The sequence below is a fragment of the Lentibacillus persicus genome (assembly GCF_900112705.1).
Taxonomy (GTDB): domain Bacteria; phylum Bacillota; class Bacilli; order Bacillales; family Amphibacillaceae; genus Lentibacillus; species Lentibacillus persicus.
Genome location: NZ_FOMR01000006.1, coordinates 139,731 through 162,240, shown reverse-complemented (window position 1 = coordinate 162,240; position 22,510 = coordinate 139,731). Strand labels below are relative to the sequence as shown.

20 protein-coding genes and 1 tRNA gene are annotated in these 22,510 nt (G+C 42.9%); 17 read left to right on the top strand and 4 right to left on the bottom strand.

Annotation, left to right across the window (positions count from 1 at the left end):
* Positions 1 to 158: 158 nt before the first annotated feature.
* The 9 genes from glpK (at position 159) to BMZ22_RS09670 (ending at position 9,918) form a co-directional block, all read left to right on the top strand.
* On the top strand, positions 159 to 1,652 hold the full coding sequence (gene glpK, locus BMZ22_RS09710; RefSeq protein WP_090084914.1) for a glycerol kinase GlpK: 1,494 nt from the start codon (positions 159 to 161) through the stop codon (positions 1,650 to 1,652).
* Positions 1,653 to 1,732: 80 nt separating this feature from the next.
* Entirely contained in the window at positions 1,733 to 3,394 is a 1,662-nt protein-coding gene (locus BMZ22_RS09705; RefSeq protein WP_090084913.1) for a glycerol-3-phosphate dehydrogenase/oxidase, read from the top strand.
* A 318-nt stretch (positions 3,395 to 3,712) separates the two neighbouring features.
* Positions 3,713 to 4,723: a tetratricopeptide repeat protein gene (locus tag BMZ22_RS09700; protein WP_090084910.1), complete on the top strand. Its 1,011-nt coding sequence runs from the start codon at positions 3,713 to 3,715 to the stop codon at positions 4,721 to 4,723.
* A gap of 99 nt (positions 4,724 to 4,822) precedes the next feature.
* On the top strand, positions 4,823 to 5,776 hold the full coding sequence (gene trxB / locus BMZ22_RS09695; protein ID WP_090085073.1) for a thioredoxin-disulfide reductase: 954 nt from the start codon (positions 4,823 to 4,825) through the stop codon (positions 5,774 to 5,776).
* A gap of 326 nt (positions 5,777 to 6,102) precedes the next feature.
* On the top strand, positions 6,103 to 6,567 hold the full coding sequence (locus BMZ22_RS09690) for an NUDIX hydrolase (protein ID WP_090084908.1): 465 nt from the start codon (positions 6,103 to 6,105) through the stop codon (positions 6,565 to 6,567).
* A 15-nt stretch (positions 6,568 to 6,582) separates the two neighbouring features.
* Complete coding sequence (gene rapZ, locus BMZ22_RS09685) at positions 6,583 to 7,467, top strand: RNase adapter RapZ (RefSeq protein ID WP_090084906.1); 885 nt, start codon at positions 6,583 to 6,585, stop codon at positions 7,465 to 7,467.
* 1 nt (position 7,468) lies between these two features.
* Positions 7,469 to 8,434, top strand: a complete 966-nt coding sequence (locus tag BMZ22_RS09680; RefSeq protein WP_090084905.1) for a gluconeogenesis factor YvcK family protein — start codon at positions 7,469 to 7,471, stop codon at positions 8,432 to 8,434.
* A 72-nt stretch (positions 8,435 to 8,506) separates the two neighbouring features.
* Entirely contained in the window at positions 8,507 to 9,460 is a 954-nt protein-coding gene (whiA, locus tag BMZ22_RS09675) for a DNA-binding protein WhiA (protein ID WP_090084903.1), read from the top strand.
* 206 nt (positions 9,461 to 9,666) lie between these two features.
* A complete protein-coding gene (locus BMZ22_RS09670) occupies positions 9,667 to 9,918 on the top strand; it encodes an HPr family phosphocarrier protein (protein ID WP_090084902.1) in 252 nt (83 codons plus the stop codon).
* 80 nt (positions 9,919 to 9,998) lie between these two features.
* Here the strand turns inward: BMZ22_RS09670 and clpP are convergent, their stop codons facing one another.
* Positions 9,999 to 10,592, bottom strand: coding sequence for an ATP-dependent Clp endopeptidase proteolytic subunit ClpP (gene clpP, locus BMZ22_RS09665; RefSeq protein WP_090084899.1), 594 nt, complete (start codon positions 10,590 to 10,592; stop codon positions 9,999 to 10,001).
* A 375-nt stretch (positions 10,593 to 10,967) separates the two neighbouring features.
* On the opposite strand from clpP, the gene BMZ22_RS09660 reads away from it, so the two are divergent.
* The 6 genes from BMZ22_RS09660 (at position 10,968) to BMZ22_RS09635 (ending at position 17,143) form a co-directional block, all read left to right on the top strand.
* Complete coding sequence (locus BMZ22_RS09660) at positions 10,968 to 11,987, top strand: ABC transporter ATP-binding protein (protein WP_090084897.1); 1,020 nt, start codon at positions 10,968 to 10,970, stop codon at positions 11,985 to 11,987.
* The gene (locus BMZ22_RS09655; protein ID WP_090084895.1) at positions 11,962 to 12,945 is read left to right on the top strand and encodes an ABC transporter ATP-binding protein; all 984 of its coding nucleotides are present in this window, start codon (positions 11,962 to 11,964) and stop codon (positions 12,943 to 12,945) included. Before BMZ22_RS09660 ends, BMZ22_RS09655 begins: the two co-directional genes overlap by 26 nt.
* A gap of 34 nt (positions 12,946 to 12,979) precedes the next feature.
* Positions 12,980 to 14,650 (top strand): ABC transporter substrate-binding protein, encoded by a 1,671-nt coding sequence (locus BMZ22_RS09650; protein WP_090084893.1) that lies wholly within the window; start codon positions 12,980 to 12,982, stop codon positions 14,648 to 14,650.
* Between the two features lie 307 nt (positions 14,651 to 14,957).
* On the top strand, positions 14,958 to 15,959 hold the full coding sequence (locus BMZ22_RS09645) for an ABC transporter permease (RefSeq protein ID WP_090084891.1): 1,002 nt from the start codon (positions 14,958 to 14,960) through the stop codon (positions 15,957 to 15,959).
* A 10-nt stretch (positions 15,960 to 15,969) separates the two neighbouring features.
* Positions 15,970 to 16,902, top strand: a complete 933-nt coding sequence (locus tag BMZ22_RS09640; protein ID WP_090084889.1) for an ABC transporter permease — start codon at positions 15,970 to 15,972, stop codon at positions 16,900 to 16,902.
* 167 nt (positions 16,903 to 17,069) lie between these two features.
* Positions 17,070 to 17,143: transfer RNA gene (locus tag BMZ22_RS09635), tRNA-Arg, on the top strand.
* A gap of 200 nt (positions 17,144 to 17,343) precedes the next feature.
* Here BMZ22_RS09635 and BMZ22_RS09630 read toward each other — a convergent pair.
* The gene (locus BMZ22_RS09630) at positions 17,344 to 18,261 is read right to left on the bottom strand and encodes an RluA family pseudouridine synthase (RefSeq protein WP_090085071.1); all 918 of its coding nucleotides are present in this window, start codon (positions 18,259 to 18,261) and stop codon (positions 17,344 to 17,346) included.
* Between the two features lie 229 nt (positions 18,262 to 18,490).
* Between BMZ22_RS09630 and BMZ22_RS09625 the strand changes: the two genes are divergently transcribed.
* On the top strand, positions 18,491 to 19,606 hold the full coding sequence (locus BMZ22_RS09625) for an NAD(P)/FAD-dependent oxidoreductase (RefSeq protein WP_090084887.1): 1,116 nt from the start codon (positions 18,491 to 18,493) through the stop codon (positions 19,604 to 19,606).
* A 9-nt stretch (positions 19,607 to 19,615) separates the two neighbouring features.
* Here BMZ22_RS09625 and BMZ22_RS09620 read toward each other — a convergent pair whose 3' ends face one another.
* Positions 19,616 to 20,524 carry a prenyltransferase gene (locus tag BMZ22_RS09620; protein ID WP_090084885.1) on the bottom strand — a complete coding sequence of 303 codons (909 nt, stop codon included), beginning with the start codon at positions 20,522 to 20,524 and terminating at the stop codon, positions 19,616 to 19,618.
* A gap of 60 nt (positions 20,525 to 20,584) precedes the next feature.
* Positions 20,585 to 21,082, bottom strand: a complete 498-nt coding sequence (locus tag BMZ22_RS09615) for a V-type ATP synthase subunit I domain-containing protein (protein WP_090084882.1) — start codon at positions 21,080 to 21,082, stop codon at positions 20,585 to 20,587.
* A gap of 146 nt (positions 21,083 to 21,228) precedes the next feature.
* Here BMZ22_RS09615 and rpoN point away from each other — a divergent pair, with 146 nt between their 5' ends.
* Positions 21,229 to 22,500 (top strand): RNA polymerase factor sigma-54, encoded by a 1,272-nt coding sequence (gene rpoN, locus BMZ22_RS09610; protein ID WP_090084879.1) that lies wholly within the window; start codon positions 21,229 to 21,231, stop codon positions 22,498 to 22,500.
* The last annotated feature ends 10 nt before the right edge of the window (positions 22,501 to 22,510 follow it).

The following is a 22,510-nucleotide window of genomic DNA, read 5'->3' as shown; positions in this document are numbered from 1 at the left end:
CTGGGCTGCACTGGTATATGATCACATGCAGCTGAGTTAAAAACGCGGCAGCAGTCACTTTTCAGGACGCCGCGTTTTTTGGTTTCATGAATAAATTAAATTGTACAGGGAATTGAATGTTATAGCCCATATGATTGGATAAAAAGGAGGCGAAGATGATGAGTGAAACATATATTCTTTCCTTAGACCAAGGCACAACAAGCTCACGGGCGATCTTATTCAACCACAATGGTGAAATTGTGCAAACGGCTCAACGTGAGTTCGAACAATTTTTTCAGCATCCGGGCTGGGTGGAACATGATGCGAATGAAATCTGGACATCGGTGCTGTCCTGCATATCAGACGTGCTGCGCAAAGCAGATGCAGATCCGTCACAAATTGCCGGCATCGGGATTACCAATCAGCGGGAAACGACCGTGATTTGGGACAAACATACCGGCAAACCGGTCTATAAAGCGATCGTATGGCAGTCACGTCAAACGGACGGTATATGCAAGGAACTGACTGACCAGGGTTATGAAAAAGTGATCCGTGATAAAACGGGGCTGCTGATCGATGCCTATTTTTCCGGGACTAAAGTGAAGTGGATTCTAGATAACGTTGACGGCGCCCGTGAAAAAGCTGATAATGGTGACTTGCTGTTTGGCACAATGGATACGTGGCTTGTGTATAAACTTTCGGGCGGCAAGACGCATGTGACCGATTATTCGAATGCTTCCCGGACGCTGATGTTTAATATTTATGAGCTGCAATGGGATGATGAGCTGCTTGATATTTTGGATGTGCCGAAAAGTATGCTGCCGGAGGTTAGAGAATCCTCTGAGGTTTATGCACACACCGTTGATTACCATTTCTACGGCCATGAAATACCGATTGCCGGGATTGCCGGTGATCAACAGGCAGCATTATTCGGTCAGGCATGCTTTGAAAAAGGGATGGCCAAAAATACGTATGGCACCGGCAACTTCATGCTGATGAATACGGGAGACGAAGGCGTTAAATCCGAGCACGGCCTCTTGACAACGTTGGCATGGGGCATCGACGGCAAAGTGGAATATGCCCTTGAAGGCAGTATTTTTGTCTCGGGGTCGGCCATCCAGTGGCTTCGTGACGGTTTGAAACTCGTTGACAATGCACCGCAAAGTGAAAGCTACGCCTCACGTGTCGATTCCACGGACGGCGTTTACATGGTGCCGGCGTTTGTCGGCCTCGGAACGCCGTACTGGGACAGTGATGTGCGCGGTGCGTTTTTCGGGATTACGCGCGGTACGACACGTGCTCATATGGTGCGCGCAACCCTTGAGTCGCTGGCGTATCAGTCCAAAGATGTTTTGGATGCGATGATTGAAGACTCAGGCATTGATTTGAAGACGATGCGTGTCGATGGCGGCGCTGTGAAAAATGATTTTCTCATGCAGTTTCAAAGCGATATCATCGGGGTCTCTGTTGAACGCCCTGTTGTACAGGAGACGACCGCGCTGGGCGCTGCCTATTTGGCGGGGCTTGCGGTCGGTTATTGGAACGATAAACATGAGATTACCGAACAATGGCGAAACGACCGGACATTTGAACCCGGAATGGACCAAACTAAACGCGACGCGTTATATGCCGGCTGGCAAAAAGCGGTGGCAGCGGCACGTGTGTTTAAATAAGCAATCGTAAAATTTTGAGACCGGCTCGAGCGTTTGCACCAGCGAGCCGGTTTTCACAGTGATCGGGAGAGTGAATCGATATGTCAGTATTTTCAAGTCAGCAGCGCGACCAGATATTCCAGCAGATTGAGACCGAGCAGCTTGATGTCCTTGTCATTGGCGGCGGGATCACCGGTGCCGGTATCACACTCGATGCTGCCAGCCGGGGCATGAATACAGCTGTGGTGGAGATGCAGGATTTTGCGGCGGGAACGTCCAGCCGTTCAACCAAACTGGTGCATGGCGGTTTACGCTATTTAAAACAATTTGAAGTAAAGATGGTGGCCGAAGTAGGCAGAGAACGTGCCATCGTCTATGAGAACGGGCCGCATGTCACCACCCCTGAATGGATGATGCTGCCGTTTTACAAAGATGGTACATTCGGCCCGTTCACAAGCCGTATCGGGCTGCGGCTGTATGATTTTCTGGCCCGTGTCAAAAAGGATGAGCGTCGTAAAATGTTAGGGGCTCAGGAAGCAGTGAAGAAAGAGCCGCTCTTAAAGGCAGACGATTTAAAAGGCGCCGGCTATTATGTGGAATACAAAACGGATGACGCCCGCTTGACGATTGAAGTCATGAAAAAAGCGGTTGAGCACGGCGCCCATGCGATTAATTATGCAAAGGTGGTTGATTTCCTTTATGATGCTGGTAAAGTGGCAGGCGCTGTTGTGGAAGATCAGATAACCGGTCAGCAGCATCATGTCTATGCGAAAAAGATTGTCAATGCTGGCGGGCCGTGGGTTGACGATCTCCGCGAAATAGATGGGTCCAGGCAAGGGAAATCACTCCATCTGACCAAAGGGGTTCATCTGGTATTTGATCAAGACCGGTTCCCCCTGCAGCAGGCAATTTATTTTGATGCGCCGGACGGCCGGATGATTTTTGCCATTCCGCGAAATAAGAAGACGTATGTCGGCACAACGGATACAAATTATCAAGGCGATATTGCGTATCCGCACATGTCTGAAGCCGACCGGGATTATTTGCTGGATGCTGTCAACGGAACATTCCCTTCCCTTCGTTTAACCACAGACGATGTGGATTCAAGCTATGCAGGCTTGCGGCCGTTAATTGCCGATGAGGATGAAGATGATCCGGACGAAATTTCGCGTAAAGATGAAATGTTCATCTCGAATTCAGGTTTGATTTCGATGGCCGGCGGTAAATTGACAGGCTACCGCAAGATGGCAGAAGATACGGTTGATACCATTGTTGCGCAGCTCAAAGATGAAGAAGGCATTTTGTATACGAGTTCCGAGACAGCACATTTGCCGATATCAGGCGGTGAAGTGGGCGGTTCAGAAGGTTTTCAGGCATTTAAGGAAGAGAAGGTCAAGGAAGCTGCTGCTTTAGGTATAACGGAAGAAACGGCACATTTTCTGATTCAGAAATACGGCGCCAACGTCAACCGGATTTTTACATTGTTTCAGGAAACGAGAACCGCAGCAGATAAAGCTGGTATTGAACCAATTGTTTTCGCCGAGCTGAGATACGCAATAGACCATGAAATGACTTATAAACCGGCCGATTTCTTTGTGCGGCGGACCGGTGCGTTGTTTTTCGACATTGATTTTGTCAGGGTGTATAAAAATAGGGTGATCGACTATATGGCTGACGAATTGCAATGGAGCCATAGACAGAAAGAAGCGTACAGTGAGGAAATGGAGCAATTGCTTTATGAAGCTGTAAACCCGATAAATTGATAAGACGCAAGGGATGAAAGAGGCCCTTGCGTCTGTTTTTAGTTGATGATGGAGGCACAATACTATTGTGCCCCATTATCAACAGAAGAATCAGAATATCAACAGAAGAATCAGAATATCAACAGAAGAATCAGAATATCAACAGAAGAATCAGAATATCAACAGAAGAATCAGAATATCAACAGAAGAATCAGAAGTCCAATCCTTTGAAAGGTTAAAAACAGTAAAACGCCTTTTCGTATTGCATACATATATTAATTGCAATGCATCTGTGTTATACTTTGGTCGATGTAATTCGACAATAAAGGTGATGACTGTATGCAGCAATTAGACAATGGGGTCCAACGGCTTGATGAGAAAATAATCCCCTTTATCCCGGACGGCGATTTTTATTTTACGAAAGGTGCCGAAGCTTTTCAGAAAGATAAATTTGAAACTGCAATAAAATGGCTGCGCAAAGCGATTGAAGCTGAACCCAAAAATCCGCTGTATCAATGTCAAATGTCAATCGTTTATACAGAGATCGGTGCTTACCATGCCGCAAATCAGCTTCTGAATGATGTGCTGGAGGCAACAAACGAACAGTATACAGATTGCTATTATTTGCTGGCAAATAATTACGCGCATTTAGGATTATTGAATGAAGCGAAAAAATATGCAAAGATTTACCTCGATCATTCAGCTGGTGGGGATTTTCGTTCGGATGCCGAACATTTGATGGATTTAATGCATATTGATGAAGAAGAAGGAAGTAATGATTGGCAATTTGATGAAGAAGATGAGTTGCTCATTTATCAGGAAACAATTTTTCGACATATGGAAGACAGCGAGTGGCGTAAAGCAATCCCGCTGCTTGAAGAAATGCTGGTGCTATTTCCCGAGCATAAATCCATTAAGCATGATTATACATACGCTTTGTTTTTTTCCGGACATACCAGGGATGCGATCAATATGGAGCTTGAAACCTTGGCGGAAGAACCCGATTCTTTAAACAGTCATACAAACCTCACTATGTTTTATTATGAGTCAGGAAGGATAAAGGATTATGAACGGCATATAAATGCATTGAGCAATGTATACCCGATGCATGAACAGCAAAAATTACGGATAGCTGTAACATTTGCAAGAACAGGTGCCTTCAAATGGGCGCACGCGAGGTTTAAACAATTGGCAAAATGGAAGTTGAAAAACCATAAAACTTATTTTAAATGGTACAGTATAACGGCTTTTCAACTTGGTGAGCCTTCAAAAGCGCTTGCGTTATGGAAAGAAGGGTGCAAAAGACATCCACAACTCGCAGAAGAAGAGGGACCGTGGAAAAGACAATAATGGCTGTATTTTCGGTGAGCAGAAAGGTAGACTAAACAGTGAACCTTTAATACGATAAATATGGATTGAGGATTAATTGTGAAGGAAAGGGCTGATAACATGGCCGAAGAACGTATGTATGATGTGATTATTGCAGGTGCGGGACCTGCCGGCATGACTGCAGCAGTTTATGCATCACGTGCTAATATGGACACGTTAATGATTGAACGCGGCATTCCCGGCGGGCAGGTTGCTAATACCGAAGATGTTGAAAACTATCCTGGTTACGAGCACATTTTAGGACCGGATTTATCAAATAAAATGTTTGAGCATGCCAAAAAGTTTGGCGCTGAGTATGCGTATGGTGATATTAAAGAAGTAGAAGATCACGGTGAGTATAAAACGGTAATTGCCGGAAAAAAACAATATAATACACGCGCTCTTATCATTACAACTGGTGCGCAATACAAAAAACTGGGCGTTCCCGGTGAAGACGAACTTGGAGGTCGCGGTGTTTCATATTGCGCTGTTTGTGATGGAGCCTTTTTCAAAGAAAAGAATCTCGCTGTTATAGGCGGAGGAGACTCTGCGGTTGAAGAAGGCATGTATTTAACACGTTTTGCTGATAAAGTTACCATTGTGCACCGCCGGGATAACTTGCGTGCGCAGAAGATATTGCAGGACCGTGCTTTTAAAAATGATAAAATTGATTTCATCTGGGACACCGAAGCAAAAACAATCAATGGTCCGGACGGAAAAGTAAATGCTGTTTCGCTTTATAACAACCAGACAGGAGAGGAATACGACTATCCGGTCGATGGTGTGTTTATTTATATTGGAATGGTACCGCTGAGCGAACCGTTTAAATCATTAGGCATTACCAATGATGAAGGCTATATACCGACTAATGAAAATATGGAAACATCGATTTCCGGTATTTTCGCAGCAGGGGATATTCGTGAGAAGTCGCTTCGACAAATTGTGACAGCAACAGGCGACGGAAGTATCGCCGCCGAGGCTTCACAGAAGTATATTGAGAATTTGAAGGAAGAATTAAACACAGCGAAACAGTAACAAAATGTTTTCTGAAAATGGTATTACTTTCTAAAAAGATACTTTAATCAGAAAGTAACGACTTTTTAACGTTGCTGTAACACGCACGAAACATTTATCGGGTACAATGAAAATAACTAATTGACCCCCTTTTAATAATAAATTAGTTTTTTGCAGGTGATTTATTCACCTGCTCTTTTTTTTGTTTTAATTGCTTCAAGGATCTTGTCCAATTCTGTCGAACAGGCTGAAGTTTGTATGGTTGTTGCTTCTGCTGGGTTGGGTGTATAATAGTAATAGCTTTATCTTCTTTTGGATTCGGATTAAAGGAAAGAAGTGACTTAGGAATGCAGCGTGTAACAAATTGCATATTATTACATAACGATAAAGTTTTATTGCTGAAAAAGCCGCGCCGTGGATGGTATGCAAGCCCTGGCGGCAAAATGGAAGATGGCGAATCGATAAAAGAATCAGTACTCCGTGAATATCATGAAGAAACCGAACTGCAATTGATTCAGCCTGAACTGGCCGGTGTCTTCACTTTTTCGATTTTTCATGAAGCAAAACTCGTGCAAGAGTGGATGATGTTCACCTTTTTCTGTGAGAAATATAAGGGTGAGTTAACAGACTACTGCCGGGAAGGCGATTTGGAATGGGTGCCGCAGTATATTATCGGTGAATTGCCGATGGCTGAGGGTGACCGGAAAATTTTTGAGCATGTCTTAGGTTCCGAAAAAATGCTGTACGGCTCCTTCCAATATACGGAAGACTTTGATTTGATCGACTGGAGGCTTGACCCTTCCAGTCCTTAAAGAGGAGAATTGTAAATGGGCGAAAGTGAACAGGAAACAAAACTAGTTGTTATTACAGGGATGTCAGGAGCGGGGAAAACAGTAGCTGTGCAGAGCTTTGAAGATCTTGGTTATTACTGTGTTGATAATCTGCCGCCTGCGTTGCTGCCAAAATTCCTTGAGTTGATGAAGGATTCAACGAACAATATTAAAAATGTAGCACTCGTCATGGATCTGCGCGGACGCGAGTTTTTTGATTCCCTATTTGAAGCGCTTGATATCTTAGGGGAAGAAGAATGGCTGAATGAGCATATTCTTTTTTTGGATGCTCAAGATGAATCACTTGTAACGAGGTACAAAGAAACGCGCCGATCGCACCCACTAGCGCCGGAAGGATTACCGCTTGAGGGTATTCAGCAGGAACGGAAAATTCTCGATGAACTAAGAGGCAGGGCACAACGAATTATTGATACAACGGTATTAAAGCCAAAGGAATTAAGAGAAAAAATTATTAAAGCTTATACTGAAAATAAACAGGATATTTTTTCAGTTCACATGGTCTCCTTTGGTTATAAATACGGTATCCCGATCGACGCTGACTTGTTGTTCGATGTGAGGTTTTTGCCTAATCCGCACTATGTCCCGCATATGCAGCCGCTGACCGGTTTGAATTCCGAGGTTTCATCATACGTTTTCAAATGGTCTGATACACAGAAGTTCAACGAAAAGGTGTTGGATTTGCTGCAGTTTATGCTGCCCCAGTATAAAAAAGAAGGCAAATCACAGCTTGTTATCGGCATTGGATGTACGGGCGGCCAACACCGTTCAGTGGCACTTGCCGAATACTTTGCCAAACAACTGTCTGCAAATCATATTACCCATGTCAGTCACCGTGATATTGACAAAAGAAAGGGACATTAATATGAACAACAGTAAAAAGCAACCGAATGTTGTCGTGATCGGCGGCGGAACGGGCATGCCGGTCTTATTGCGCGGGCTGAAGGATTTACCGATAGACTTGACTGCTCTCGTAACTGTAGCTGATGACGGAGGAAGCACAGGACGGCTAAGAAATGAAATGGCCATGCCGGCTCCCGGAGATATACGTAATGTTATTGCCGCCTTATCAGATGCCGAACCTATGCTTCTTGAACTATTTCAGCACAGGTTTAAAGTCGGCAATGGCTTATCGGGTCACTCAATGGGGAATTTGCTGCTTGCAGCCATGACATCTGTGACAGGCAACTTCTTTACCGGAATCAAGGAAATATCACGTGTTTTAAATGTCAAAGGCGAGATTTTTCCTATATCAAATGATGATATGTCCTTAAAGGCAAAAATGGAAGATGGAACAATTGTATCGGGTGAATCGAGTATCCCGCTTGCCAATAAAAAGATTGAACGTGTGTTTTTGAGCCCGCAGCCGATTCAGCCACTTCCGAATGCAGTGGAGGCCATTGAAAAAGCTGATTTAGTGGTTGTGTCGCCGGGCAGTCTATATACAAGTATCTTACCAAACTTAATTATTCCACAAATTGATGTCGCACTCAGTAACACAAAGGCAAACGTCGTATACGTCTGTAACGTGATGACGCAGGCAGGTGAGACGACAGGGTTTACCGCTTCAGATCATGTAAAGGCAATACGTGATCATATTGGACCTGATTGCATCGATTCAATAATCGTGCATAATGAACCAATACGTAAACAGGTTCGTGAAGTGTACGCCGAGGAAAACGCTGAGCCGGTTATTTACGATACGGAACGCCTGCTTGATATGGGACTGGAAATTATTGAAAGTGATATTATTGACCCCAGGCGTACGACACTGCGTCATAATACGAAAAAAATAGCAAAATTGCTTTATTCCATGCTGGATAACACATAGCGAGGAACATTGCTAAGTGCCAGTTGAACAGAAACGGGGTTTACATGATAGTAAAACAGGGAGGTGTCAGCGATGTCGTTTGCAGCTGAAATTAAAAAAGAATTAACAGGCGTCGAACTGGATTCTTGCTGTAAATATGCTGAATTGGCTGCATTAATACGGATGAATGGCGTTGTTTCCATGTCCGGCAATAAATACACGTTGGATGTGCAAACAGAAAATGCTGCCATTGCCCGACGAATCTATACGTTAATCAAGTCATTATATGATATTCCGGTAGAACTTCTAGTACGAAAAAAAATGAAGCTGAAAAAAAATAATGTATATATTGTTCGCATGAAAGAATATGTCCGGCAATTGTTGACCGAATTAGGCATTCTGCAGGGTGATTATACGTTTTTTAAAACGGTCCCGCAAAAATATAAAGAAAAAGACTGTTGTAAGCGGTCATATCTCAGAGGGGCTTTTTTGGCAGGCGGTTCGATAAATAATCCTGAAACATCATCCTATCATTTGGAAATATTCAATTCTTATGACGAACATAACGACTCCTTGTGTGAATTGATGAATGAATATGAACTGGGGGCACGGGAGCTCGAGCGGAAAAAAGGATTTATTGTTTATTTAAAGGAAGCGGAGAAAATTACCGATTTTTTAAGTATTATTGGCGCCCACAATGCTTTGTTCAAATTTGAAGATGTCAGGATTGTGCGGGACATGCGCAATTCAGTCAATCGGCTGGTCAACTGTGAAACAGCTAATTTAAACAAAACAATCGGTGCAGCGTTTCGTCAAATTGAAAATATCAATTTTATATCCGAAACGGTTGGATTGGAAGCACTCCCTGAAAAGTTAAGAGAAATTGCCACGCTCAGGGTTCAGCATCAGGATATTTCACTGAAAGAATTAGGTGAACTGGTCACCAGCGGGAAAATTTCTAAATCAGGTGTTAATCATCGATTGAAGAAAATAGATGAATTTGCTGAAAAACTGCGTGAGGACAGGGTTGTTACAAAAAGTGAATAAATTTACTTCTCTGGTAAGTTATATGATATACTAGTAGTATTAAACTATGGAATAGTGGCAGCATAGCAGATTAACGGTTAATGTTGCCTTTATAAAAACAGGGGAGCGGTACTTTTCCCTGTCTTACGGGTTTCACGTTTTACTAACGAAATCCTTAGTTTTTAAGAATTATTTGAAAACGGTTTCAATAAGAGAGGATGAGATGGTTGTTGGAGAAAATGGTAAAGGTTGAGCTCGAATCAGGTTTACAATCACGGCCGGCAGCTCAATTCGTACAGGAAGCCAATGCGTTTACGGCGCATGTGTTTCTTGAGAAAGAGGGGAAGCGTGTTAACGCCAAAAGCATTATGGGGCTGATGAGTATTGCTGTCTCACCGGGGGAGACAATTAAGTTAATCGCTGACGGCAATGATGAAGAAGAAGCGCTGAAAGAATTATCAGCGTTTGTCACGCGATAATGGATTATATAGAGTTAATATTTTGCATATATAAATAAGAATGCTGCATCACGCGTGATGCAGCATTCTTTATTAACATTTTATTTTCGGTCAGTGTTGCGCTCAAGGATTTTATCGATCAGACCATATTCGACTGATTTTTCAGCAGACATAAAGTTATCACGATCAGTATCACGATCGATTACTTCTTGTGGCTGGCCTGTGCGCTCAGACAAGATTTTGTTGATTTTCTCACGCATTTCGATAATACGTCTTGCATGGATTTCAATGTCAGTTGCTTGTCCCTGCGTTCCGCCTAATGGCTGGTGAATCATGACTTCACTGTTAGGAAGTGCATAGCGTTTGCCTTTTTCACCGGCGGCGAGCAGGAATGCGCCCATTGATGCAGCCATGCCGGTGCAGATAGTTGAAACATTCGGTTTTATGAACTGCATCGTATCATAAATCGCCATCCCGGCTGTTATCGAACCACCAGGGGAGTTAATGTACAATGAAATGTCCTTATCCGGATCTTCGGCTTCAAGGAAAAGAAGCTGTGCTACGATTGAGTTTGCCACGTTGTCATCAACCCCGCTTCCGAGCATGATAATGCGGTCTTTCAGCAAGCGTGAGTAAATATCGTATGCGCGTTCGCCACGGTTTGTTTGTTCTATGACTGTTGGTATCAGGTTCATGTGTTTACATCCTCCTTATTTCGTTTCAAATTCTCCATTATATGATTGGATATTTTTATCATAACGGATTGGTCAAAAAAGGTCAAATAAAACTATTCATTGCTTAGGTCAGTTCGAAATGAGTGACGTGCGTTATTCTTAAGTAATCATCTACCATCATACCCTTAAAAAGAGGGGAATAAAACCCTTTAGAATAAATCCAATTATAATCTACAGATTCTACATACCTGATGTACTAAAAATCAGAATTATAGTAATTTACCTTGCAATCGTAAACAATTCGTTATAATATGTTAATTGTAATTTATATCTGTTATATTGAATGAATTATTATAATATTATCAATATTACATTGATTTTGTAGGAGGAAAAAATTTGTCAAAAGAATCACTCTTGGAACTGCATGATTTACATACTCACTTTTTTACGGATAACGGTGAAATCCCCGCAGTGAATGGTGTCAGCTTCACCCTGGACAACGGCGAAATTGTTGGAATTGTAGGGGAATCCGGTTGTGGTAAAAGTGTTACCTCGCTGTCTGTTATGCAGTTGGTGCCGAATCCTCCCGGAAAAATTGTTAGCGGTTACATAAAATTTAAGGGCGAAAATATTGTGAATGCTTCTCCAAAACGTATGAAACAGATTCGCGGCAACGAAATCGGGATGATTTTCCAGGAACCGATGACTTCGCTTAATCCGCTGTTTACGATTGGCAACCAGCTTATTGAGGCAATTCGGTTTCACCGGAAATTAAGTAAAAAAGAAGCCAGGCAGGAGTCCGTCGATTTATTAAAACTTGTCGGTATTCCGCGTGCTGAAGCAATCATTGATGAATATCCTCACCAGTTATCGGGCGGCATGCGACAGAGGGTCATGATTGCAATGTCTGTGTCATGTGACCCTGATATTCTAATTGCGGACGAGCCAACAACGGCATTGGATGTAACAATTCAGGCTCAAATACTGGATATTATGCGAGATCTTAATAAAGAGCGAGATACAGCTATATTATTGATTACACACGACTTGGGGGTTGTTGCCGAGCTTTGTGACCGCGTCATTGTTATGTACGCCGGTGAGGTTGTCGAGGAAGGAAGTGTACGTGAAATTTTGAAGGACCCGCAGCATCCGTACACAAAAGGTCTAATTCGTTCACTTCCAAAGTTGCATGGCGAAGATCAGAAGCTTTATTCGATCCCTGGTACGGTCCCAAAACCCGGTATGGGAAACGTCGGGTGTCAATTCGCTCCGCGCTGTGAATACGCTTTTGCGCGTTGTTTCAAAGAGAAACCTGAACTCTATAACGTGGGGGAAAAACGAACCAGCCGCTGTTTCTTATACGACAATAAGGAAGGGGATGCAGCAGAAAATGCAGAATCTACTTTTGGAAGTTAAAGGTCTAAAAAAATATTTTCCGGTTAAGGGAGGTGTCTTTGGGCGAAAAGTCGGTGAGGTGAAAGCGGTTGATGATATTTCTTTTTCAGTAAAGGAGGGTGAAATTCTTGGGCTTGTCGGCGAATCCGGCTGTGGGAAATCCACTACGGGTAAATCGATTCTGCGCCTGAGTGAACCAACTGCAGGTGAAGTAAAATTTGAGGATCAGGAAATCACCAGTCTCAGCGGCGAAGAAATGCGAAAACTTCGCCGACATATGCAGATTATTTTTCAGGACCCCTACGCATCGCTTAATCCAAGACACACCGTTGAAAAAATTGTAGGGGAACCGTTGCTCGTTCATGGAATGAATTCGACTGAAGACCGAAAAGAGCGTGTAAGAGAATTGCTCGAGGTGGTCGGATTAAGTTCATACCACGCTTCTCGTTACCCGCATCAATTCAGTGGAGGACAACGACAGCGTATCGGGATAGCCCGGGCATTGGCAAATAATCCTAAATTAATCATATGTGACGAACCGGTTTCTGCTTTGGATGTATCGGTACAAGCCCAAATTCTTAACTTGATGAGTGATTTGCGCGATCAATTTAATTTAACTTATGTATTTATTGCCCATGATCTCAGTGTTGTCAAACATATCAGTGACAGAGTGGGTGTTATGTATTTGGGGCGAATGGCGGAGCTTGCCGGTAAAAACGAATTATATAATCATCCAAAGCATCCTTACACGCAGGCGTTACTGTCAGCCGTACCGGAACCCGACCCGGATTATCAGCGCGACAGAATTATATTAAAAGGTGATGTTCCTAGTCCTTCAGAGCCACCGTCAGGATGTGCTTTTCATACAAGGTGCCCTTATGTCATGGATATTTGCCGTGAAGTGAGACCTGAATTTCGGGAAGTTGAAACAGATCATTATGTTGCCTGCCATCTATATCAAGATGCGGTGCATTCATAATAGATAAATTAAATTATATACAGGGGGTTAAACCATGCGATTTAGATTTTGGTCAGTAATGGTGTTGCTGTTGATGACGACATTGCTATTTGCAGCGTGCAGCGGTGATGAAGAAACTGATGCAACGGGTGAAAGTGAGGGAGACAGTGGTGAATCTGCCGAAACGGATGCTGCCAGTGACAGTGATGGTGAGGAAGTTCTCGTTTTTGCACGTGGTGGTGATTCTGAAAGTCTTGACCCCGGAAGTACAACGGATGGTGAATCATCCAGAGTAACAAAACAGGTTTTGGAAAGTTTGCTTGATTTCGATAAGGAATCTTTTGAAGTGGTCCCAGGACTGGCAAGTGACTGGGAAGTTTCTGACGATGGTCTGAGCTATACATTCTTTCTGGAGGAGGGTGTGACATTCCATGATGGGACTGACTTCAATGCTGAAGCCGTAAAAACGAATTTTGAACGCTGGGCAGACCCGGACCATGAATATGCATTTGAGGAAGAGGGCTATGTTTATTCGATGTATGGCACCATGTTCGGCGGTTACAAAGGTGACGATAGTCATGTAATCGAGGAAATTAAAGTGGTGAATGATCATGAAATCGAGTTTAGCTTAAAGCGGCCTTTAGGCTATTTCCTTCAAAACATGGCAATGACCTATTTTGCAATAACATCACCGGCAGCACTTGAAGAATATGGACCAGAGATAAATGAAAACCCAGTTGGCACAGGACCATTTGAGTTTGAAAGTTGGTCAAAAGATGACTCGATTGTTCTTAATAAATTTGAAGATTATCGAAAAGACGGCCTGCCAAACATGGAGCAAGTCGTATTTGAAGTTATCCCGGATAACGCAGCCAGGTTAATTGCACTGCAGTCAGGAGAGATTGACATTATGGATGGTTTAAACCCTGATGACGCTGCAAGTATCGATAATGAGCAAGCGTTGGACTTGTACACGCGAGCTGAAAATAATGTTGGATATGTAGGTATGAATACACAAAAAGAGCCATTGGACCAGGTAGAAGTTCGTCAGGCGATTAATCATGCTATCGACCGTGACGCGATTGCCGAAGCGATGTATGCGGGTTATGCCAACCCGGCTAAGAACATGCTGCCGCCGAGTTACATGGGTTATAACGATGAGATTGAACCATATGCATATGATCCAGCAAAGGCAGAGGAACTGTTAGCTGAAGCAGGCTATGAAGATGGTCTGGAAATCGAATTGTGGACAATGCCTGTCGCGAGACCATATATGCCGGACCCGGAAACAGTCGCTGAGATCGTCCAGAATAATCTGGCAGAAATCGGTATCGAGGTTTCAATTGTTCGTGAAGAATGGGCACCTTATCTGGAAAAAACGCTTGAAGGGGAGCAGGAATTGTTCATGCTTGGCTGGTCCGGGACAAACGGGGATCCAGACTATTTCTTAAGCAGTCTCTTGCATGGCGATAATGTCGGGAGCAGTAACCGAACATTTTACGAAAATGACGATGTTGATGAACTGCTTAACAATGCTAAAACTTCGATTGATCAGGAAGAGCGTGCAGCGTTCTATAAAGAAGCACAGGCGCTGATTCATGAAGATGCACCTACGGTAAACCTTGTTCACTCCACCCCTGTTCTTGCTGCAGCAGGCTATGTGGAAAATTACGTACCACACCCTTCAACAAGTGAGTCACTTGCTGAAGTTGAATTGCAAAATTAAAAGCAAAAAAGGCTGGGACAAATCAGACCTATCGACGTTAAAGACGAACAATGATAAGTGATAGCGAAGGAAAGAATTACACAAACTTCTGCGGACAGTACGGCTTGGTGAAACACCGGGATGCTTATGCGCAATGGTGTTCACCAGCTGTCCCAAGGAGGGCAAAGTCTATTTCCTGAGGGGTACATTCCTATCCTTACGATTAAGTTCGTCTTTTTCGTCCCATCCTTTGTTTCATCAATTTCATAAACAATCCCATTTAAATGCACAGTATTCAACATCCTTTGAAAAAATGAGGTGAAATACATTGTTTGCCTACACCATGCGACGATTATTAATGCTCATACCTGTGCTTGTAGGCATGACATTGATTACATTTTCAATCGTTCATTTAATCCCTGGCAACCCTGCTCAGGTGATATTAGGTGAAACGGCTACTGAAACGGCGATTCAGGACCTTGAACAAAGCATGGGGCTGAATGAACCATACCCAATACAATACGGTGTCTATGTTATGGACTTGCTTCAGGGAGACTTGGGAACATCACTTAGATCCAAAGCCGAAATTTCAGCCGAAATCTTACCACGGCTGGCAGCAACATTTGAACTTACGTTTTTTGCGATGCTTTTTGCAATCTTTATCGGCGTGAATGCAGGCATTATTAGTGCCTGGAAACAGAATTCATGGTTTGATTACCTCGCAATGTTTTTTGCATTGGTAGGCGTATCGATGCCGATTTTCTGGCTGGCTTTAATGGAACAGTGGATGTTTGCTCAGGAACTTGGCTGGCTGCCGGCTTACGGACGTGAAAACAGCAGGGATCCGATAGAGCCGATTACATACTTTTATGTTCTTGATACGTTGCTCCATATGGACTTTTCCAGAACGATTCAAGTATTGAAACATTTAGTTTTGCCCAGTATTGCGCTTGGAACGATTCCGATGGCCATTATTGCCCGTATGACTCGCTCCAGTATGCTTGAGGTTATGAACTCAGACTATATCCGAACCGTTCGCGCGAAAGGATCGGGACAGTTCCTTGTTATTTATAAACATGCATTGAAAAATGCCATCATACCCGTTTTAACAGTTATTGGGCTTCAGACCGGCGTATTGCTTGGCGGTGCTATCTTGACCGAAACGATTTTTAGTTGGCCTGGTCTGGGCAGGTATGTCTATGAAGCAATCAATTATAGGGATTATCCAGTTATACAATCAGGTATACTCGTGGTTGCGTTTCTATTTGTCATTATCAACTTAGTTGTTGATTTGTTGTATTCATACATCGATCCAAGAATCAAATATTAGGGGGATTCGTATGAGGATAGATCATAAAGACAAACAATCAGAGGAAAATATAACGGATCCCGCAAAGGCAAATCAACAAGCAGATAGAGAAATTATACCTGAAACATCACCTTGGAAGGATTCCTTCAGACAATTACGGAAGAATCGTTTTGCACTTGCGGGTTTAATCATCATTATTATATTTATAGTAGTTGGTATATTTGCACCGTTATTGACATCCTATGGTTATGATGACCAGGTACTCGTTGACCGGTTGCAGCCACCTTCAGCAGAACACTGGCTCGGAACTGACGATGTCGGACGTGATATTTTTACGAGACTGGCATACGGCGCCAGGATTTCGCTTCAGGTTGGCTTTTTCGCGGTTATCGGCGCGTTAGTGTTTGGCACGATACTTGGAATTATTGCAGGTTATTTTGGACGTTGGGTTGATATGCTCATTTCACGCGTTTTTGACATTTTGCTTGCTTTTCCCAGTATACTACTGGCTATTGCCATTGTTGCCATTCTCGGTGCTTCGCTGCAAAATGCGTTAATTGCAATTGCGGTTATCAATATCCCGATATTCGGGCGGCTTGTCAGGTCAAAAGTTATCAGTTTACGTGAAGAAGAATACATTTTAGCTGCGAAAGCACAAGGCATGAAAAACGGACGCATAATATTACATCATATTTTACCGAATAGCTTGGCGCCAATTATCGTACAAGCTACACTTGGATTTGGCACAGCTATATTGGATGCAGCAGCGTTAGGCTTTCTCGGACTTGGTGCACAGCCGCCGACCCCCGAGTGGGGGGAAATGCTTGCCTCCTCGCGAGATTTCATACAGCTGGCGCCATGGACATTGATCGCTCCGGGCGTTTGTATAATGCTTGTCGTTTTGGGATTCAACTTAATCGGAGACGGCCTGCGTGATGCCCTCGATCCGAAAATGAAAAATTAACTATGAAGGTATAAAAAACAGAGCTGAATGCCCAGCTTTGTTTTTTTATGACTTTAGGCAGATTTAGTCAGAAAATAATGTCTCCTTATAATTTCTATTAAAAGACTTGTCTATTTCTGGCACAGGTATTATAATATTTAATGTTGCTGAATTAAATATTACTAATTGCGCTCGTAGCTCAGCCGGATAGAGCACTGGTTTCCGGTACCAGGAGTCGGGGGTTCGAGTCCCTCCGAGCGCGCTACTTTCAAGCAAAATCACGAATTGGTCACCTTTAGCTAACTAAAGCGAATGACCATTCGTGTCTTTTTTTGTTTTATGAAAGAAATGAAGGGATATTTATTATCTTAGGTTGATTTAATCGAAATTTTTAGAAACGTCTCACCAGTCTCACTGGCGTTTATTCAACGAACCTTAAATAGTTAAATTAAGCTATTCTCATTAATAGTACAACCTTGTTAAATCATAGTTAAAAAGGGGAGGGTCATCGTTAAACGGCGCGATACATTCAATGTATTCTTCTGTTAGTGGATGAACCATGGAAATTTTGGCCGCATGCAGCACTTGACGTTTATTTTCTTCGCCTCCATAAAGTGTATCTCCAAGAAGCGGGTTCCCCATATAACTCATGTGTACACGAATTTGATGGGTCCTCCCGGTGTCTAGCTCTAATTTGACTAATGATGTATTGTCTTTCGGATTATAAAATAATGTTTCATAATTTGTTCTTGCACTTTGTCCTGATTTAGATATGTGTCGCCGTGTTTGATGATGACGATCCCGACCAATGGGTTTATTAATTGTTCCTTTGCTGTATTTTAGCTTACCATGCACAAGTGCTAAATAAGTCCGTTGAATTTTTCGTTTCTCCAATAATCTGGACATCATACTACTGGCTAGAGCATGTTTGGCAAAGATAACGGCCCCGGTTGTATTATGGTCTAAACGGTGGATATGCCGAGGTTTTGTCTCAATTCCTTCAGTAAGTAAATGAAAAGCCACCCCATTAGCTAATGTGTTTACCTCATCAGGAGTGTTGGGGTGCGTATCCATACCTGCTATTTTATTTGCAATTAAGATATGGTTATCTTCATAAAGAATGTCTACATCTAAAAAAGTAGGATTTAAGCCATAATCTTCCTTAGGGAACATATGCACCTGAAGTTTTTGGCCGGAAATGAGCTTAGAATCCCAAGGCACGATGTCGCCATTTAATTTAATTCCTTTTCTCATCCGAAGCTCATGACGAAGTTTTTTTGGCACTTGCCAATTCTTTTGCAGCAAACTTTCAATTGTATATGTGTTCCATTTTGGGGGAATGAGGAGCTCTGCCCATTCACCTTTTTTTATAATATTTATCACTATAACCACCTGGAATTAGTTACTAAAATCGTTATAATAGCTTTTGGAATAAGGGTAGTTACCTTACCCTTTTAGGCTAATAGTTTAATGTTTGCAATTTCAGTTCTGTCAAGTATAACTCTTTTCATTCCATAATTAAAACTTATTTAATATGTATTATTTCACGGTTTTCCAGCGTACAGATATATCGGCAAGTTAAGACTAAATCAGTAAAGGTGTTTGAAAAATGAAGCATATTATTATTGGAGCAGGGATATTAGGTGCGTCGACTGCCTATTACCTGGCTAAAAAAGGTGAGAAAGTCATATTAATTGACCGTTATGAACCTGGTCAGGCAACACGAAATGCGGCGGGGATTATTTGCCCTTGGCTGACGACGCGGCGTAATAAGGCGTGGTATCAGCTTGTGACCAGTGGCGCTAAATATTACCCTGAGCTCATTGCAGAGCTTGCCACGGATGCCGAAACGGAAACAGGTTACAATCAAGTCGGTGCGATAAATATTTTTGATACTGAGGAAAAATTGGACCGGAAGATGGGAGTGGCTCTTGAGCGACAGAAAGAAAACCCGGAAATGGGCGAGATCACACGTTTGTCACCTGAACAAACGCAACGACTCTTTCCTCCTGTCTCAGAAGCGTATCGTGCGCTTCATATTTCAGGAGCTGCGCGGGTGAACGGTGCGGCTTTGAATGATGCGCTTTGGAAAGCAGCATTGAAAAATGGGGCTGACTTTATCAATGGGGACGCGTCACTTTTATTGAAGGACGAAGAGATAAAAGGTGTGAAAGTCAATAATGAATCTTACTATGCTGACCAAATCATTGCAACGAATGGCGCTTGGATGAACGCTTTATTTGCGCCTGTGGGAATAAATACAAACGTGACGTTTGAGAAAGCTCAGATTATCCATCTGCAAACGCCGGGTTCAGACACGAGCAGCTGGCCTGTCATGTTACCGCCATTTAATCATTATATCCTTGGGTTTGGTACGGGAAACGTTGTAGTTGGGGCAACAAAGGAAAACACGGAAACGTTTGATTCACAAACGACGATTGGGGCTGTGCACGAACTGATGGCTAAAGCCTTGCATGTTGCGCCGGGTTTGGCAGAAGCCTCTTATTTGAGGACTAAGGTAGGCTTTCGTCCATTTACACCGGGGTCTTTGCCTGCTATTGGGTCGGTGCCTGGCTTTTCAAATGTATTAATGGCAAATGGATTAGGCGCCTCAGGCTTAACAAGCGGCCCGTATGTTGGTGTTCAGCTCGCAAAGCTTGCAATGGATGAAAAACCTGACATCAACCTGGAGCCATTCAATCAATGGGGCAAGAATCCCCATTGATTGAAGCGTTTACAGCCACACACTCAGTGCTAAAAGGAGACCGAATGCCCAATGGTGCCAGGCAGCCCATTTCATACCGCCAAGCTCTTCAGTTCGTGATGCGGGTTTTCTGAATGACCATTGAAGTCTTCCTGCCACTGGAACTGCAAGCAATACGATTAAAGAAGCTAATGGTAAAATTTCACCAAAAACAAGGCTGACGACTGTTAAATAAGCCAATGTCAAAAGCGTGCTCAATAAAATAATAGCATTTTTACGGCCGAGCAATGTGGCGAGTGTCTGACGAAAGAAGTGATCTTTTTTTATATCCCGTATGTTATTTGTCAAAATCATTGATGCAATAATTAGTGCAAATGGAACCGAAACAGCAAGTATTGTCATGTCTAAAGCGTTTCCCTGAACGACATAACTTAATACCGTAACAACAGGGCCCAGAAACGTAAATGCAACTGTTTCACCGAGGCCGATCGAACATAAAGGCCTTGGCCCGGCGGAGTACAGATACCCGAAGAGAATGCCGGCGACGCCTGCCGGGACAATCCACCATGTGCTTTGGACAGCGAGCCATGCACCAATTATTACGGCAACACTGAGCAATGATGCAGCGATATATGGAACAATGTGATGTGCAGGGCCATGGGCGTCAAGCGGGTCGCTCGTCCATTTGCCCTGATCCTGACCGTGCTTAAAATCATAGTAATCGTTAAATAAGTTTGTGGCAGATTGAACGAACAATGCTGCAATCAGCATAGCTGCAAATATATTAAAACGAACGCCCCCCTGAAAAGCGGCCATTCCTGTTCCTGTCAAAATAGGTGTGATTGTACCGGTAAGCGTCATTGGACGAAATAATTGAATCCATGAAGCACGATAGTAGTAAATCGTTTCTTTATGAGTATCTGCTGCGAAATGTGACATCGCTTTCAGCCTCCTTGTTGATTTTGATTAAAACCGGGGTTTGCCTTGCAAAAAAATAATCTACAATAAAACCATAAGCATAATAAGGGCTGCGAACCCGGCAACTTCCACGGATTCCAACAAAGCAATTTTAATGAGTGCTTTAAACAGCGGCTGTTTGTTTCCATGATCTGCTTGCTGCCACAGCCGGGTATTCCCGAACACTTTAATTGATTGTTTAAACCCGACAAAAATTCCCCAAAGAAGTGTTATGCTGCCAATCACAAGAGCTGTAAACCAAATATTGCCGTAACGTGTATCCACGATATCACCCCATTGGCTAATAGGTCCGAACACCGTACCGAGTAATATTCCGGTAAGAATGACGCCCGCACCTGCTCCAGTCAGAAATTTGTGCGACCACTGCATAAGCGCAAGCAAGATTTGCCGCTGCTGGAGAAACGTCATTTTTCTTAAAGCAGGATAAACGCCCCAGCCGATAAAAAGGATTCCTCCGACCCATGTAATAGCCAGCAAAATGTGCACAATTAAAAGTGCCTGACGCAGTTCCCATGGCATATTAATCACCAGCTTTAGTCGTTTGATTTAATTGTATAACCGACAGTGATTGAAAGATGTGACATATGTCACGAAAACAGATGGATTAAGATGAGTTTTTGTCCGTTTTATGGCAAAATGAAAGTAGAAAGGTCAGGGGGATTATAATGAAGCCGTCAATTGTCCAGGAACAGACGTTGCAAATGAAAATGAATCAGTCACTTATCCAGGCTATTCATTTATTGCAGTTTTCGGGTATGGAAATAATTGAATACATCAAGGAAGTTTCCAAAGAAAATCCCTTAATAGAAGATGTCAATTTTGATTATGAAATCAGTCAGTTCAAGCAAACAAATACCAACGATACCGCAATCGGGGAAATTAACCAGGCCGAACTGACAATGTACGATCAATTGAAAAGTCAGCTATACGCCATCGAGGTTCCCCATGAATTAAAGCAAGCTGTCGAGTTCGGAATTGATTCGCTTAACGAAGACGGCTATCTGGATATCGATATCGCATTATGGGTGGAAAAATGTCTTATCACCGACAGACAAGCAGAAGAAGCACTTGAGCTTATTCAGCAGCTGGAGCCCGCCGGAATTGGTGCCCGTTCGCTAAAAGAATGTATTCAGCTACAGATGCCGGATTCAAAAGATGTTTTAGAGGCGTTGCTGACCGATTATTTGGAGTGGGTGGCGGATGAGAACCTTCAGGAAATCAGTGAACATTTTAATCTGACAGAAGATAAAGCGGAAGAATTACTGAACCGGATTCAATCGTGTCATCCTAAGCCGGGACAGCTTTTGTCTTCAAAAAAAACCGAATATATTATTCCTGAAGCCTATATTTATGAACAAAATGGCAGCTGGCAGATTTCATTTTATAAATGGCATTCGCCGACAATTGAGATTAATGAATCCTATAAAAATCTTCAAATTGAAGAAAAAGAGGCTGCAGATTATTTAAAAGAAAAATTCAATCAGGTTAACTGGCTGAAGCAGGCGATTAAGTTTAGAGGTAATACACTTGAGAGGGTAATCAGGGTGATTGTGGAAAAACAGCGGATGTATTTTGAACACGGTACTTTTATGCTGCAGCCGTTGACATTAAAAGAAATTGCGGCCGAGTTGGACATGCATATTTCAACTGTCAGTCGTGCTATTACGCATAAATACGTTCAGACAAAAGCGGGAATTATTCCTTTGAAGTTTTTCCTGCAGCCAGGTGTCCGGCAAAATGATGGTGAACAAACAGCTTCATTTGTCATTAAACAATTAATTGCTGAATTAATCCAAAATGAAAATAAAGAAAACCCGTTATCAGACCAAATGATCACGAATCGACTCAAACAGGAGTTTGGCATCAGGGTTGCCCGCAGGACCGTCATGAAATACAGGCAAACTCTGGGGCTTGCGTCATCTGCTAAACGAAAGTAAGGGAGGGAAA

Excerpts from the sequence above, each read along its gene's own strand:
- BMZ22_RS09650 (WP_090084893.1), top strand. The coding sequence starts at position 12,980 with ATGCGATTTAGATTTTGGTCAGTAATGGTGTTGCTGTTGATGACGACA.
- rapZ (WP_090084906.1), top strand. The coding sequence starts at position 6,583 with ATGGGCGAAAGTGAACAGGAAACAAAACTAGTTGTTATTACAGGGATG.
- clpP (WP_090084899.1), bottom strand. The coding sequence starts at position 10,592 with ATGAACCTGATACCAACAGTCATAGAACAAACAAACCGTGGCGAACGC.
- glpK (WP_090084914.1), top strand. The coding sequence starts at position 159 with ATGAGTGAAACATATATTCTTTCCTTAGACCAAGGCACAACAAGCTCA.
- whiA (WP_090084903.1), top strand. The coding sequence starts at position 8,507 with ATGTCGTTTGCAGCTGAAATTAAAAAAGAATTAACAGGCGTCGAACTG.
- BMZ22_RS09655 (WP_090084895.1), top strand. The coding sequence starts at position 11,962 with ATGCAGAATCTACTTTTGGAAGTTAAAGGTCTAAAAAAATATTTTCCG.
- trxB (WP_090085073.1), top strand. The coding sequence starts at position 4,823 with ATGGCCGAAGAACGTATGTATGATGTGATTATTGCAGGTGCGGGACCT.
- BMZ22_RS09615 (WP_090084882.1), bottom strand. The coding sequence starts at position 21,082 with ATGCCATGGGAACTGCGTCAGGCACTTTTAATTGTGCACATTTTGCTG.
- rpoN (WP_090084879.1), top strand. The coding sequence starts at position 21,229 with ATGAAGCCGTCAATTGTCCAGGAACAGACGTTGCAAATGAAAATGAAT.
- BMZ22_RS09640 (WP_090084889.1), top strand. The coding sequence starts at position 15,970 with ATGAGGATAGATCATAAAGACAAACAATCAGAGGAAAATATAACGGAT.
- BMZ22_RS09625 (WP_090084887.1), top strand. The coding sequence starts at position 18,491 with ATGAAGCATATTATTATTGGAGCAGGGATATTAGGTGCGTCGACTGCC.
- BMZ22_RS09620 (WP_090084885.1), bottom strand. The coding sequence starts at position 20,524 with ATGTCACATTTCGCAGCAGATACTCATAAAGAAACGATTTACTACTAT.
- BMZ22_RS09690 (WP_090084908.1), top strand. The coding sequence starts at position 6,103 with ATGCAGCGTGTAACAAATTGCATATTATTACATAACGATAAAGTTTTA.
- BMZ22_RS09700 (WP_090084910.1), top strand. The coding sequence starts at position 3,713 with ATGCAGCAATTAGACAATGGGGTCCAACGGCTTGATGAGAAAATAATC.
- BMZ22_RS09705 (WP_090084913.1), top strand. The coding sequence starts at position 1,733 with ATGTCAGTATTTTCAAGTCAGCAGCGCGACCAGATATTCCAGCAGATT.
- BMZ22_RS09680 (WP_090084905.1), top strand. The coding sequence starts at position 7,469 with ATGAACAACAGTAAAAAGCAACCGAATGTTGTCGTGATCGGCGGCGGA.